The sequence below is a fragment of the Fodinibius sp. GM108 genome, assembly GCF_058386985.1.
This window is the reverse complement of sequence record NZ_JBYEIR010000010.1, coordinates 62,444-77,924: the sequence shown is the minus strand read 5'-3', so window position 1 is coordinate 77,924 and position 15,481 is coordinate 62,444. Positions and strand designations below refer to the sequence as shown.

Annotated in this window: 11 protein-coding genes; 3 read left to right on the top strand and 8 right to left on the bottom strand. The window is 42.8% G+C overall.

Going from position 1 to position 15,481, the window contains the following annotated elements:
* Nucleotides 1-20: 20 nt before the first annotated feature.
* A complete protein-coding gene (locus ACT3ID_RS16610; RefSeq protein WP_491543182.1) occupies nt 21-1,508 on the top strand; it encodes a M14 family metallopeptidase in 1,488 nt (495 codons plus the stop codon).
* A gap of 496 nt (nt 1,509-2,004) precedes the next feature.
* Here ACT3ID_RS16610 and ACT3ID_RS16605 read toward each other — a convergent pair whose 3' ends face one another.
* The 7 genes from ACT3ID_RS16605 to ACT3ID_RS16575 form a co-directional block, all read right to left on the bottom strand.
* The gene (locus ACT3ID_RS16605; RefSeq protein ID WP_491543181.1) at nt 2,005-2,904 is read right to left on the bottom strand and encodes a serine hydrolase; all 900 of its coding nucleotides are present in this window, start codon (nt 2,902-2,904) and stop codon (nt 2,005-2,007) included.
* Between the two features lie 84 nt (nt 2,905-2,988).
* Entirely contained in the window at nt 2,989-3,471 is a 483-nt protein-coding gene (locus ACT3ID_RS16600) for a hypothetical protein (RefSeq protein WP_491543180.1), read from the bottom strand.
* 20 nt (nt 3,472-3,491) lie between these two features.
* Complete coding sequence (locus ACT3ID_RS16595) at nt 3,492-4,979, bottom strand: SusD/RagB family nutrient-binding outer membrane lipoprotein (protein WP_491543179.1); 1,488 nt, start codon at nt 4,977-4,979, stop codon at nt 3,492-3,494.
* An 18-nt stretch (nt 4,980-4,997) separates the two neighbouring features.
* The gene (locus tag ACT3ID_RS16590; RefSeq protein WP_491543178.1) at nt 4,998-8,477 is read right to left on the bottom strand and encodes a SusC/RagA family TonB-linked outer membrane protein; all 3,480 of its coding nucleotides are present in this window, start codon (nt 8,475-8,477) and stop codon (nt 4,998-5,000) included.
* Between the two features lie 83 nt (nt 8,478-8,560).
* Nucleotides 8,561-9,658: a FecR family protein gene (locus ACT3ID_RS16585; RefSeq protein WP_491543177.1), complete on the bottom strand. Its 1,098-nt coding sequence runs from the start codon at nt 9,656-9,658 to the stop codon at nt 8,561-8,563.
* A gap of 335 nt (nt 9,659-9,993) precedes the next feature.
* Nucleotides 9,994-10,569 (bottom strand): RNA polymerase sigma-70 factor, encoded by a 576-nt coding sequence (locus ACT3ID_RS16580; protein ID WP_491543176.1) that lies wholly within the window; start codon nt 10,567-10,569, stop codon nt 9,994-9,996.
* A 341-nt stretch (nt 10,570-10,910) separates the two neighbouring features.
* Nucleotides 10,911-11,996, bottom strand: coding sequence for a hemolysin family protein (locus ACT3ID_RS16575; protein WP_491543175.1), 1,086 nt, complete (start codon nt 11,994-11,996; stop codon nt 10,911-10,913).
* A gap of 125 nt (nt 11,997-12,121) precedes the next feature.
* On the opposite strand from ACT3ID_RS16575, the gene ACT3ID_RS16570 reads away from it, so the two are divergent.
* Nucleotides 12,122-14,083, top strand: coding sequence for an ABC-F family ATP-binding cassette domain-containing protein (locus tag ACT3ID_RS16570; protein ID WP_491543174.1), 1,962 nt, complete (start codon nt 12,122-12,124; stop codon nt 14,081-14,083).
* 80 nt (nt 14,084-14,163) lie between these two features.
* On the opposite strand, the gene ACT3ID_RS16565 is transcribed toward ACT3ID_RS16570, so the two are convergent.
* Nucleotides 14,164-14,592 carry a VOC family protein gene (locus ACT3ID_RS16565; RefSeq protein ID WP_491543173.1) on the bottom strand — a complete coding sequence of 143 codons (429 nt, stop codon included), beginning with the start codon at nt 14,590-14,592 and terminating at the stop codon, nt 14,164-14,166.
* A gap of 71 nt (nt 14,593-14,663) precedes the next feature.
* Between ACT3ID_RS16565 and ACT3ID_RS16560 the strand changes: the two genes are divergently transcribed.
* Entirely contained in the window at nt 14,664-15,434 is a 771-nt protein-coding gene (locus ACT3ID_RS16560) for an alpha/beta hydrolase family protein (protein WP_491543172.1), read from the top strand.
* Nucleotides 15,435-15,481: the final 47 nt, after the last annotated feature.

Genomic DNA, 15,481 nt, shown 5'->3' with positions numbered 1-15,481 from the left:
ACAATTAAGTAATTTCATTCATGAAAACAATCCTATCTACAGCAGTCATTATTGCTGTCAGTGTCACAGGTATGTTCGCCCAAAATAACAGGGCTATCGACCTGCTTTATGATCAATACGATGAATACAAGGAAAACACTATCGAAACGCGTCGTTTTAAGCACGAGGATATACAACCTCTGATCGATCAGCTGGAGGATGATTCCGACTTCACAGTCCGCCGCGTTGGCACCTCGATTGAAGGACGTTCACTGCGACTGATTAGCATTGGTGAGGGTGATACGGATATCTTTTTCTGGTCACAGATGCATGGCAATGAATCTACTGCTACGGCCGCCATTTTTGACCTCCTGAACTTCTTCCGTGAGCCGGGTAATTCTCTGATGGAGCTTCGCAATCGCATCTTGGAAAATACCACCTTGCACTTTCTGCCTATGCTTAATCCCGACGGCGCTGAGCGTTTTCGCCGTTACAATGCCCTGGATATTGACGTCAACCGTGATGCCCTGCGACTGACTACGCCAGAGGGGACTACACTAAAAAGAGTGCGAGACAGCTTAGAGGCCGACTTTGGTTTTAACCTGCACGACCAATCCACCTATTATACCGCAGGGCGAAGTTCCGAGCCGGCTACGATATCGTTTCTGGCTCCCGCCTACGACTATGATCAATCAGTTAACGAGGTGCGGGAAAATGCCATGAAACTGATCGTCCAGCTAAATAATATGCTGCAACAGTATATCCCGGGACAGGTGGCCAAATATTCTGATGCTCATGAGCCGCGGGCTTTTGGTGATATGATTCAAAAATGGGGAACCAGCACGATATTGATTGAATCGGGCGGATATCCCAATGATCCTGAAAAGCAGTATATCCGAAAGCTGAACTTTATGCTGTTAGTCACCGCTGCGGATGCTATCGGAACACAATCCTACAATGATCAGCCGGTCGATGAATATTTTGACATCCCGGAAAATGAAGTCTATCTGCACGACCTGATCATCAGAAATGTTAACATCGAAAAAGAAGCCGAGCTCTTTACTGTGGATCTGGGCATTCGTTACAGCGAAAATGAGAATGAAGATCATCGCAGCTATCGCTACAGCAGCCGCATTGCCGAAGTTGGCGACCTTTCCACCTACTATGGCTATAATGAACTTGACGGTGACGGTATGGTTGCATCCCCGGGGGAAATCTATCCCGATACGCTTAAAAATATTAAGGCATTACGGCAATTGAATCCTGCCAGGCTTCTTAATGATGGCTATACCGGCATCGTCTTACAGAATGTAGAGTTTGATGATGATTTGAAAGAAGAATTTTCTTCTTATCCTATAAATTTAATTATGGCGGACTCCTACGAAAACACCATTGGACTTGGTCATACGCCCAATTTGGTTTTGCGAGACAAGGATGACCAGGTTCAGTACGTCATTATTAATGGATTTCTCTACAATCCCCAACTGCAAAATATAGAAGCTATAGAAAACGGGCTGATTGTTGAATAGAACAACTTATGTACCGCAGAGGAAGGCGGAGGATATCACAGAGTTACGCAGAGAATATTTACAAACCTCGCTGCGTAATTCTACATGACTCTGCGGTTTCAGATAATCTGTAAGTGAATAACCTCCGTAAAAGCTTTTGAGGGAAAAGTAAGCTAAAGATGCTGAAGAGATCCTAAATCAAGCCGGTCCCGACAGTTGTCTGGGGTCAGGACAGGGTTCAGCTTGACACCTTATTGCCTTGGGATAGCTGTTTGGTTGATCATTTTGCAACTCAATCCATCTTCGCCTGAAGATGAATCATCAGGCTATGAAGCAAACCCGAAACCGCTTCCAGTGGGCTTTTTCAAACCCTTCATAGCCCACGGATTCATCCGTGGGTATAATGGTTAAGCGATAGAAAGACCGCCCCGCCGAAATCAGTTATGAAGAAGCATTCCCAACTGTCCTGCAAAGTTTCAACCTAGGAGATTGGTAACGAGATATCTTGAAAAGCACTTCAGTCCGCAACAAACTGATAAACGAGATGTGAAATATCAGCAAAGGTAGAAAGTACTGCATCTCGATCCGGTGCATTTTTAGAAAGCAGTACCAGCACATATTGACGTTCGTCTGGCAATTGCACCAATCCCACATCATGATTTACCCCTGTAATCCATCCCGTTTTATGTGCTACTTCAACCTCGTCGGGCAGCTGTGCAGGAATCATCTCATTGAAGTGCTGTCTTTTCAGAATCTCTATCATCTCTTCGGACGCCTCTTGGTTCACCGCCTGTCCGCGGCCCAGTTTTTCATAAATGACAGCCTCATCAAACGCGGTAGTGCGGTTGCTTAGCCCCTGTTCGTAGGCTTTGATATCTTCCACTCCCCGCAGTACTTTGATGTTGTCAGCCCCATAGCCGTGCATCGTCTCAGTCACATTTTGGGCACCCACTTTTTCTATAAGGATGTTTGTGGCCAGATTGCTGCTCATGGTAATCATATCATTTATCAGCTCGCGAATGGGGCGCTTCTGGCCGATAAGATCATAAAGCTCTCCCTCGCTGTCCTCGTTAATATCCATTTGATAACGACTGCTGTCAACAATACTTCGGAACTCATTTTTCACCTCAATCGAATCATCCAGAGAAAAATTGCCGGCTTCCGCTTGTTTATAAAGCTCGATCATCACCGGTGTTTTCATGGTACTGGCTGCATGAAACATTTCGCGCTCATTGATAAAAACAGCTTCGCTTGCATCGCTCAAATTTTTGAAGGCAACAGCAAAGTCACCATCTAGTGAGTTAAGCTTTTCTGTAATCTCAGATTTTAACTCTGTTTTTGTCTCAGGAACCTGTTGAGAGCAGCCCGCAAGATTAAAAATGAGCAGTAACAGAGAATATATAATCTTTTTCTGCATACGAATTCTTTCGATAGTTTATCACCAATTAAAATAGCAGAGTCCTTTTTTCAAGAACTCTGCTATAACTTCATCTAATTGCTGCTATTGAACAACAGTAATATTTATAGGACCAGCAGCAAAGTTATCGGCCTCTATATTAGTTATGGAAAGACCGTTTTCATTGACAATCTCGACCTCTAAATTAATCTTTGAAGGATCATTGGGGACGTTAGGCACCTCATATTCAATCCTTAATGAATCTGTTTGTGTTTCTTCTGAAAATGTAGCTTCTCCCGGAGAGTATCTACTATAGACCTGCTGGGCGCTTTCATTGACGACAGAATCCCGAAGGATAATCTCTTCAATCGGATCATTTGACCAGAAAAGAAGGTCAAGACTTACAGTTTCGCCTACTTGGTATTCATCTTGGGCATTTTTTATTTCAAAATCAGAGATATTCGGATAATGTCTGCCTGTTTCCTCGATATTATCTTTCAACCAATTGTCTTCTTCCATACAGGATATCGTCAGAAGCCCTACTAACAGAAATAAAATTAATTTCTTCATAATTGATAAAATTTTCATAATCCTGAAATTCTTGTTGTTTAATTATAAAACCACATGGGTGTTCCAATATCTTTCTGAGCTTTTTTAACCTCTTCTTGATTACGGCTAAGCTCAGAACTTGGATACACTGCACGCTGAATCCATTCACCATTTAAATCTTCATTATGATTAGCCGGAAGCTCTAAACCTTTAAAAATACTATCATCAAAGTCATAGCGACGATAGTCGTTATAAGTTTCCGGATTCAGAAACAGTGCCTTGAATTTCTCTTTCATTATCAACTCCATAGTAAGATTGGCTGCACCTACATCGACACTGCTTTCACTCATGTAGTCATCTCGGTCTGAAGCCGAAACACCGAGTTTATCCATGTGAGCCCTGATACCCTCCATATAGGCATCATACGCCTGCTGAGAAGCTCCCGTTGCTAGTGCATCGCCGCCATTGTCACGCAAAAAGGCTGCTTCTGCTTCAATAAATTTCATTTCAGCATAAGTCATCATGATGATCGGAGCATCCGCTTGTGAATAAAATGTTTCATCTGTAAAAGCAACATTCGAACTATTGTCGGGAGCATCACTGTTTACTCCGAAATTACCGCTTTCACTACCATAATACTCGGCTTCACCACCGTTGCTTGCGATGATTGGTAGCCGGGGATCTTCCTCCGGATATGTTTCTCCATTCATCATATCAATAAGCTGATCGGCATGATCGGGCGCGGGATTACCAGTTTGGGCAGCCAAGTATGCACTTGTGTGCCATGGATTTAGATTTTTGTCGGCATTATAGGTAACCTGGAAATCATCAGCATTACTGGTATATGCATTTGACACTGCAGTAAGAGCTTCCTTAGCAGCTGATGTTGCTCCTTGTGCTGTTAAATGGATCGCATTTCTGGCCTTCAATGAATACGCTGTTTTAATCCATTTGGAAATATCACCACCATAAATAATATCATCACTGCCCGGCTGGTTAAATTCTGAAGGTTCTTTTTGAAGCTCAGTGATAGCATCATCTAAAAGCTGTTGAATGGCACTATAGACATCTTCCTGGCTATCATATTGGGGCGTAAACTCATTTTCTTGTAATGCTTCGGACCAGGGAATATCCTCCCAGGCATGAGTAGCCAGGCTTAAGTTATACGCCTGCATAACCTTGACTATACCTAAATAATGAGAGGCATCAGCTTCTTGTGCTTTCTCCTCCATTACAGCGAGATTATTTAGGGCAGTCAGATAAATTTCTGTCCAGGCTCCTGTGAGCTCTGTTTCTTCGTGTGAATCAGTTAAACCTGTAAATGATATATGCTGCGCGTACTGAGAAAAGGTAAATGCAATATTAAAATGAGCCTCACTTGTTGATACCAATACAGGAGGCAATAGTGCATCCTGTCCTATTTCATCCTCGAAGACTCTGTTTGGATCCTGGTTTGTGTCACCACCCAGATAGTTTTCGCAAGCTACAAACGCAAAAACCATCAGGATACATGCTAAGGTCGATATGTATTTATTTGATCGTATCATGGACATTCTCACTTACTTTTAAAACTTAAGATTCATGCTGAAAGAAATACTGCGCGTAGGCGGTATGTTTAAACCAGTAAACCCGTATGTATTGGATCCTGCAGCATATTGTTGTCCTTCCGGATCGAAGCCTCTAAATGGTGTATTCAAAAACAGATTTCTTCCAATGACGCTGAATGATGCGGATTGAAGCGGTAATTGCTGTACGAAATTGGTTGGCAATCTGTATGAAATGCGAGCATTTCGAAGCCGAATCCATGAGGCATCCTGTACCAGAACTTCAGCAGCCCTGTTAAAACGGGTTGAGCTCCTATAAAACTCTTGATTCATTCTGTAAGGAATATCATTGACTGATCCGTCACTATTTACTCCCTTGAAGATGACCTCATCGTTTCGCCACTTCGTAATTTCCGTAATTCCATTTCTGATACTATTACGCTGTCCGGAATCGTAAGCATCTGCTCCCATTCTTACCTCAAGAAGAAATGACAAAGAAAGATTCTTATAATTGAATGTATTCGTTATACCTCCCTCCCAATCAGGACGGGCGTTGCCTACTTTTACCAGGGTATCTGTACGTATTGTTGGCAAACCGTCATCGGCAATAAGCAAGTTGCCATTGTCATCATATTCAAACGTGTGCCCATACAGATCGCCCATTTCGCCGCCTTCCTGAATGCGATTTACGACACCTGGAAACCCGCTGTTGGCAAATTCAATAACATCGAGTCCTTCCGGCATTTCTGTTACTTCGCTGGCAACAGTGGACCAATTAACCGAGACATCCCAGCTAAAATCACTTTGCTCAATAGGTGTACCGTTAAGCAGAACTTCTACTCCTTCGCTTTCAATTTCACCGGCATTGGTCGTAAATCGAGATAAACCCGACGGATTACTTACCGGGAAACCTACAATCTGATTCTTGCTGGTTTGATTGAAATAGGTCAGATCCAATCGCAGGCGATTATTAAAAAACCGAAGATCGGTCCCCACTTCATAGGAGGTTGTTATTTCGGGTTTCAGATCAGAGTCTCCAGCATGAGTATCTTTACTGAAGCCGCCATCACCGCCAAATGGAAAATCAGATGCCCCTCGGAAATACTGGCCCACGCTGTAGGCAGGTGCATCTTTACCTACTTTAGCCCAGGAGAAACGTAATTTGCCAAAAGGCAAAAAGTCATTATCCGAAAGTCCCAGTGTTTCTGTAAATACATAACCTAAACTTGCTGATGGATAAAAGAATGACCTGTTATCTTCCGGCAGTGTAGAAGACCAGTCATTCCGTCCTGTCACAGTAAGAAAATAAGTACCATCGTATTCAAGCTTCGCATCAGCAAAAGCTCCCACCAAACGACGTTGTATGCCCGATTCAGAAGTAAAAATATTGGTTGTATTAGCCAACGACCGGAAATCATCAATATTTAATCCTTCTCCCCGGGTATTTACACGTTCCGAACTGATATCCGTTATCTGATTACCAACAGTCAAAGAGCCGATTAATTTGTCAGTAAAGTTCCGGTTTGCCCGCAGGTATAGATTGGAATTAAGCTGCTTATAGTTAATCTGTTCTTTTACGAGAAATCCATTTACCTGTGTACCAACATCTAAATGAGGAGGAACAAAACGTTCTCTGGCGTCAGAGTAGTAGTCAGCTCCAAACTTGTAATCAAGACTAAGCCAATCTGAAAATGAATAGCTTAATCCTACATTACCAATAATGCGGTTTACATCATCCTCAAGCGTGCTGTTTTCCGCAAAATATCGCGGATTATCAATAAACCCGGAAGTTGGATTACTTTTAAAACCAGAATAGTTTTTCTGATCCCCATTGGGAAATATATAATCATTTACATCATTCGAAGATGTCCAGTAACTGAGCGAACTCATAATGGATTTGTCACCACCCGTTGGTCTTACGCCGCCTGAGTTGGAGAAGTTTACAGATCCCGATACATCAAATTGACTGGAGACCTGGTGAGATCCTGATAATTTAAAGGTTGTTCGGTCCCAGTTTGTATTGGGAACAACGCCTTGCTCATTAACATGTGAAACGGAGCTAAAATAGGTCGTAGTCTCATCTCCGCCAGATATGCTCAGTGAATTTTCTATATTGGACGAAGTGCGGAAAAATCGCTCAAAGTTATTGTAAATTTCCGATGATTCATTTGTAGGCGGACCATACTGCCAAAATTCAAACGTAAATTCCCGGTACGGCAATGCGCCATAAAAACCGTGCTGATAATCGTCTTGTATTTCAGGTGTCTTGTTAACCTGGCTAAATCCGACTGTACTCTTCAAACTGACTTCTGTCCTGCCGGCTTGTCCCTTCTTCGTAGTTATTTCCACAACACCATTTGCCGCACGCTGCCCATATAACGCCGTAGCGGCCGGGCCTTTAAGAATGGAGATATTTTCGATGTCATCAGGATTGAGATCACTTCCACGGTTAGAAAAAGAGAATTGTTCAGCACTACCCGGAGAATTCGTTCCTTCACTGGGTAAGACATTTCCGTAATTTGTTTCATTACTCATTGGCACTCCGTCAATCACAAAAAGTGGCTGATTATCACCACTAGGACTCAGAGAAGAAATACCCCGGATTGTGATATCCATTCCAGAGCCAGCAGCACCACTTGTATTCTGGATGTTTACACCTGCAATTTTCCCTTGCAGAGCTCCGACTAAATTATTGTCTCCACTTGCTGCAATATCTTCACTGGAAACATCCTGCACAGAATAACCAAGAGATTTCCTCTCCTGTTCAATACCAAATGAGGTTACTACAACCTCATCAAAAGTCTCTGCCTCTTGAGTCATCTCTACATCAATAGTGGTTCTACCATTGATTGGCACTTCTTCTCTGGCATATCCAATAAACGAAAATACAAGAGTTTCAGCATCAGAAGGAACATCCAATGAATATCGACCCTGATCATTGGTGGAGGTACCAACAGAAGAATTTTTGACCACTACATTAACTCCCGGCATCGGTTCACCGGTTTCTGCATCGGTAACCGTCCCCGAAATTTCTTGCTGAATTTGAACGTATGATAATGGGATAATTTCCCGCTCTTTTATAACAATCTCTCGTGTTTCAGACAGCATTGCTTCGTAACCAGTACTTTGTAGTACCTTTTGCAGCGCTGTGGCTGTAGTTACAAAATTGAGATTAATATCTATCGGCTGTTTTAGAGAAAGCAACTCTGCATTATAAGCTAAACCTAATTCTGCCTTGCTTGCAATCGTCTCCAGAACATCCCTCAGAGGTGCTTCCCCTGTGCTAATAGATATAATCCGCTGTAATTCCGGTATGTGATCGGCGTATTTATTTATCGAATAAAAAGATTCTCTCACCATATCCGCATCACTTGAGGAAGCCGACGTGAGATATTGCCCATTGGCTTCGGTACTGAATCCCTGACTTAATGGAACAAGCAACACCACAAGCAGGCACCACGATACCATCTTCTTCAGCATTTTAATTAGCGATTCCTTCATATAACCTCCGTTTAATCTTTTATTATTTAAGTACTCCTTTAAATCTTCTGTCACAATCCCATCAGTCGAAGCAATCTAATCCATTAATTTGTATTAATATTTGATTGATTTTTTAGTTTAAAAAAAGTGACGGTGTCATCTTCTAATTTATATTCAATATCAAGCGACATTGTTACTACATCCAAAACATTGCGTATAGAACGGCTTTTCAAGAATGCAGTTAGCGATTTGTCTTCTATAGCTGTATCTGCGAATGCAACTTCAACACCATATCGCCGCTCTAATTCTATTCCTACCTTCGACATTGGTGTTTCACGGAATTTCAGATATCCATCCCGCCAACTAAGATAAAGCTTCATATCTTCTACCGAGTCTGTTGTAATGCTATTACTTCCCGGCTGATACATTCCCATCTCTTTGGCTTCGATAATTGTGCTATCTTGTGAATCTGTTTCCCCGGCACTAAACGCAACTCGTCCTTCTTCTACTACAACCCGAACCTCATCATCCTCGGCATAAGAGCGGACCGAAAAAGAAGTACCCAAAACCTCGATTACGGATCCTCGGGAATGAATCAGAAATGGACGATCAGGATTGCTGACAACATCGAAATAAGCCTCCCCTTCTAAAAATACCTCACGAATATCCGATTCAAACTGTTCGGGGAATTTTACCGTACTTCCGGAATTCAACATCAGACTTGTGCCGTCACCGAGTGTTAAATTTGCCCGTTGAGCGTTGGCAGTACTGATTTCTCTGAGCACCGGTTCTTTCGCTTCAGGTTCTGGCTGTTCCCAATTTTGATACGCCAGCAATCCAATTAATCCGGCCACTAAAACAATTGCAGCAACTCTGGCAACCTTCTGAGTTACCGAGTGAATAGATGTTGTTCTGAACTTTGAAGCTGTAATCTTTTTTTCATTTCCTGGTTGACGAACCGACTCTTCATCTTTCTGGAGGCGATCTTGCAACTCCTCCCACTGTTTTTCAGCATCAAATAAATCTTTCGATATTTTCTTGTTATGCATTGACATATCCCATATGCGGCTAAACTGCTTCAGCTTTTGTCTATTTTCCGGATCGGACTTAATCCATGTATTCACTTTCTGTCGTTCCTGTTCTGTACATTCATCGGTCAGGTACCGGGCTAATAATTGATAATCTAAATCTTCAATTTCCATGGTAAATATATTTCTGTTCCCAATTTTAGGGCCAACATTTATTTATTAGACAACTGCGAGAAAGGCTCCCCCCAAAAAAATTTGAAAAAAATATTTTCTGCATTCTTACTTAAATAGAATACAATTGTCAGAATAGACAGGATATTTGGATGTAGTTACTGTACTGGTGCAAGCTTGAAACTTGTACCAAGACAAGCCACAAAGGTGTGTCAGCATCGGAGGGAATTGATTATCAACGTGGGAATTAATCCCCGCGCTAGCGATATTTGGCATTCACAGATTATGAAGGGTACAAGTCACAGACTTGCTACAGGAGAGAGATAAATAAAGTATGTTTAGTTCAGATCTGTTTTCTGTTCTATCTGCGTACGAATATCATTCAAGGCATGTCCCATATGATTTTCAACGGTTTTGCGGGATATCCCCAGCACCTGCGCAATCTCTCGATAGCTAAGCCCGTGTTTTCGATGCAGTACAAAAACCGATCGGCGTCGTTGAGGCAATTCAGAAACAATACACCAGATTTTCTCTATCATTTTTTTCTCACGCCGAGTAAGCTGATGAAGCCGATCACCTTTATAATCATCCACCTCTTTATGTACCGATAACTCTTTTCGGGTACTTTGCCGATGCTGCTCCCGATCAATTTGATTTAATGCTTCATTACGAACTGATTGATATAAGTAAGCTTTGAGTGAGGAATGAATTCTCCACTTTTTTCGCCGCTTCCAAAGCTTATAAAATACCTCCTGTACAATATCCTTTGCCTTCTGTTCAGACTTCGTAATTTGAAAGGCATATGTGCAAAGGTCATAGAAATAAGTGAAGAAAAGATCTTCAAAAGCAGTACGATCACCTTTACGAATTTTCTCGACCTGCTCTTTCAAGTTGTCTTTTTCTTCAACATTCATAAAAGTGATTAAAAGTAGTTACTAAACCGTTAAAACATGAATCTATTCAAGAGCTAACCAATCACATAATTTTGCCCAAACTTATAATAAAATATTTACGACGAAACTTGCTGCTATTGTAACGCACAATAACAATTAGTACGGACTTTGACTTTATTTTGTTACTCGTTATCTGAGTTAAACCGAACACAGTCGGACAAACTAATCACCGATTACATCTTTCTTCTGTAACATATAATAATCTGAAATCGGATTAACAACTGATAGTTAAAAAACGTATGCAGCAAATGTCCCACACACCACTTATTGAAGAAGATTCAAGAAAAAGAAAAGCATCGACCTTAAGAGGAAGGATCTACAGGAGAGGTTTCTTCTTCAGATCCTTCGGGCAAAATACCCAGCCGCTTGGCACGTTCCATCCACTTTTTACGTGCCATCTTCTGCATGTCTTCGATATTATCCACTTCGTCAATAATTTCCATCCCAAGTAATGTCTCAACGAGATCCTCCATCGTCACCACACCGGCAAATCCACCATATTCATCAACAACAATAGCAATATGCTCCTGCTTTTTCATCAAGCGCTCAAAGAAATCCTGCAGCGGCATCATTTCGGGAACTATTAAAATCTCACGCTTGAAATCTTTTAGCTTTTGGGATGTTTCTCCCCGTGCCATCATCAGCAGAAGATCATTTTTAAGCACATATCCCGTTACTTCATCGCGTTCGTTGCCATATACCGGCAGCCGCGAAAAATGCAGTTGTTCTACTTTATCACTCACATCGGCCACCGTCAGATTTTCATCAAAACCAACCACTACCGTCCGGGGGGTCATTATGTCTTTCACACGGAGTGAGTTAAAACGGATCAGATTTTTGAAAATGCGGGATTCTTCCTCTTCAAAAACTCCCTCCTCAACACCCAGATCAGCCAGGGCACCGAATTCTTCCCGGCTAAAACTGGGTATATTTTCTTCATTTGACAACCAGCGCGTAATGGCCTGCGACATTACTACCAGCGGATACATTATAAACATCAGCACCCGGAGTGTCCGTGCTGCAAACGGTGCCAAATTCCTCCAATAGGTTGCACCGATTGTTTTAGGGATGATTTCTGATAGCACCAAAATGAGGAAAGTAAGTACAGCAGACGAAATAGCAACATACGCATCCCCAAAAACCACTTGCGCCTGTGCACCCACCCCGGCTGCACCAATAGTATGAGCTATAGTATTCAAACTTAAAATAGAGGAAAGCGGTCGGTCGATATCTTCTTTATACTGGCGCAGAAGCTTTCCGGTAATGGTACCCTTCCGCTCCATTATTGCTATATAAGAATGGCTTACCGAAAGCAGCACCGCCTCCAGAATAGAACACAAAAAAGAAACGCCTAATGCGAGCAACAAATAAAATATCAGTAAATTCATAGGCGGAAAATAGAATAAATGTGGCTGATTTAAAAAATGTAATCACTCAAGAAAGACTTAAAATAACGTTTAGCTCTGTCGCTTAGTTGATTATATTTAATGCCAATTTTAAAGAATTTCAACGTTTGTTACAGCTCGATAATATATATCTCACATTTGGCGAAGAAACCCTTCTGGATGGCATCAGCACGCTAATTAATCCGGGCGAACGTGTGGGACTCGTCGGACCGAACGGCGCCGGAAAATCAACGCTGCTCAAAATTATTGCCGGTGAACTGGAACAGGATTCCGGCACCATTAACATGTCTAACTCGGCCACTGTTGGCTACCTGCCGCAGGATGGGGTGGATCCGGATCCCACATGTACCCTGCTCGAAGAAGTTGAAAATGCTTTCGACGATTTACAAGAGCTGGAACAGAAAGTTCAACAAACACGTGAAAAGCTATCACGATTGGAGGAAGATTCGGCGGAATATCGGCAAACGATGGAACGGCTGGGTGCATTGCAAACACGATTAGACCAGTCGGGAGCCTACAGTTTACAATCGAATATCGAAAAAGTGCTGATGGGGCTCGGCTTTGAGACAGAGGATTTTGATCGATCAACTACGGAGTTCAGCGGAGGCTGGCTGATGCGGATTGCCTTGGCAAAGTTACTTTTGCAGCGCCCCACTTACCTGCTCCTTGATGAGCCCACAAACCATCTGGATATTGAATCACTGCGGTGGATGGAGCAATTTCTGCTTAATTATGAGGGAGCGGTTATTATCGTCTCGCACGACAAGGCCTTTCTGAACAAAATCACCAACCGCACTTTGGCGCTCGAACGCGGCGATCTGCTGGATTATGCCGGCAACTATGAGTATTACGAAGAAAAACACGCCGAGCGGCAGGAACACCTGCGGAAAGCATATGAAAACCAGCAGAAGGAAATTAAAGAGATCCAGGAGTTTATCGACAAGTTTCGATATAACGCCAGTAAGGCTGCACAGGTGCAGAGTCGTATTAAGCAGCTGGAGAAGATGGATAAAATCGAACTTGACGAACGCGAAGAGGAGATTACCTTTCAGTTTCCGCCGCCGGAGCGCAGCGGTGCCGTTGTCATGCAGCTGAAAAACATCCGCAAACAATACGGTGAAAATGTGGTTTTTAAAGATCTCTCTTATTCTGTCGACCGGCAGGATAATATTGCCGTTGTGGGACCCAACGGCGCCGGCAAATCAACGCTGATCAGAATTATGGCGGGTGTTGAGGATTTCAACAGCGGCATTCGGGAACCCGGGCATAACGTGACGACCTCTTATTTTGCCCAGCACCAGGCCGATGAGCTGGATCTCAGCAAGACTGTTTTTGAGATCATGCGAGAGGCGGCTCCCAAAGCAGATGAAACCCGACTTCGTACGGTACTGGGATGTTTTCTTTTTCAGGGTGATGATGTATTCAAAAAAGTATCGGTGCTTTCGGGCGGTGAGAAAAGCCGGCTGGCCCTTGCTCGCATGCTCATGAAGCCTGCCAATTTTATGATCTTTGATGAGCCGACCAATCACCTGGATATGAAATCAAAGGATATCCTGCAGCAGGCACTGGATCAGTATGAGGGCACATATATGATTGTATCGCATGACCGTGATTTTTTGGATCCCATTGTGGACAAAGTGCTGGAAGTCCGTCCCGATGAAACCAATACGTTTTTAGGAAATGTCTCTTATTATCTGGAAAGAGTAGAGGAGCGCGAAGAGGACAAAAGTGAAGATTTGGCGACGGCATCCTCAAATAATCGCAATAGCTCGGGTCTGTCGCGCAAAGAAGAGCGGCGGATTGCTGCACGGAAGCGTCAGAAAAAATATGAGCAGCTAAAACCGCTTAAGGAGAAGATCGATCCGCTGGAGAAACGTATTGACGAGATGGAATCCCGCAAAGATGAGATCGAAGAGCTGATGGCTCAGCCGGATTTCTATGATGACGAGCAACAGGTGAAGGAGATCTCAATGGAATACGAGAAGCTAAAGGCAGAGCTCGTTGAGGTCTATGCCGAGTGGGAGGAACTGGCAATGGAGATCAGTGAAATCGAAGAAGAATTTAGCTAGGTTATTCACCACTAAGACACTAAGAACACTAAGTTTATATTTTTACGGTTCTTAGTGGCTAAGTGCCTTAGTGGTAAAAATTAAGTTGCGAAGATCTGCTCTTTGTTGCGGAAGGCTTTGAATTCAAGGGCATTACCGCTGGGATCCTTAAAAAACATAGTAGCTTGTTCACCCGGCTCGCCTTCAAAACGAACATACGGTTCGATGATGAAATCCACGTCTTTATTTTGAAGACGCTCAGCCAGCTCTTCCCACTGTTCCCATTCCAGGATCAGTCCAAAATGTTTGGCCGGCACAGCATGCCCATCCACATCATTGGTGCTAGACTTGCCCGCTTCCTCGGGACTCAGATGTGCAACAACCTGGTGCCCCCAAAAATCAAAATCGATCCAGCTGTCGGAACTGCGTCCGGTATCACAGCCTAAGACATCGCGATAAAAAGTGAGTGTTTCGTCGAGATCGGCGACGGGAAATGCGAGATGGAAAAGCGGTGTTGAATTGTCAGACATTGCAAGAAATTTAGTTTCAGAATTAACATGTTACCTTATAATGAGCTAAAAATATAAATCAAAATGATGTTATGCGATCTAATAAAATATCTTTCGAGGGAGCACATGGGGATAAATTAGCCGCTTATTTTGATCTGCCAAAAAATAATGTGCGTTCATATGCTCTATTTGCTCATTGCTTTACGTGTTCGAAAAACCTAAAACCGGTCAAAAATATCAGTCGAAGACTTAATGAGCGGGGTATAGGCGTTCTCAGATTCGACTTTACAGGACTGGGAGAAAGCGAGGGTGATTTTTCGGATACCAATTTCTCCTCAAACATCGACGATCTGCTTGCTGCTTCGGATTACATGAAAGAGAATTATAGTGCTCCCGAGATTTTAATTGGCCACTCCCTTGGCGGGGCCGCAGTGCTTCAGGTAGCTTCACAAATCAAAGAGAGTAAGGCCGTGGTCACCATTGCCGCTCCCAGCAGTCCCGAACATGTTAAAAAGAATTTTGGTGCACGTCTTGAAGAGATTAAAGAAAAAGGTGAGGCGACGGTAACACTGGCCGGACGCGATTTTAAGATCAAAAAACAGTTTCTCGACGACCTTGATGAAACAAAGATGGATGACAACATCCGTAATTTAAATCGGGCACTCATGATATTTCATTCTCCCGTGGATGAAACGGTCGGAATCGATAATGCCGCACATATTTATCAAATGGCAAAACATCCCAAAAGTTTTGTTTCTCTTGATAATGCCGACCACCTGCTGATGAAAGAGGAAGATAGCACTTATGTAGCGGATATCGTGGTAAGCTGGGCAAAACGATATTTTGGACAACCAAATGAATGACAATAATTTATAGGTTGTTAACAAATTACGTTAAAGCTAAAATCAAA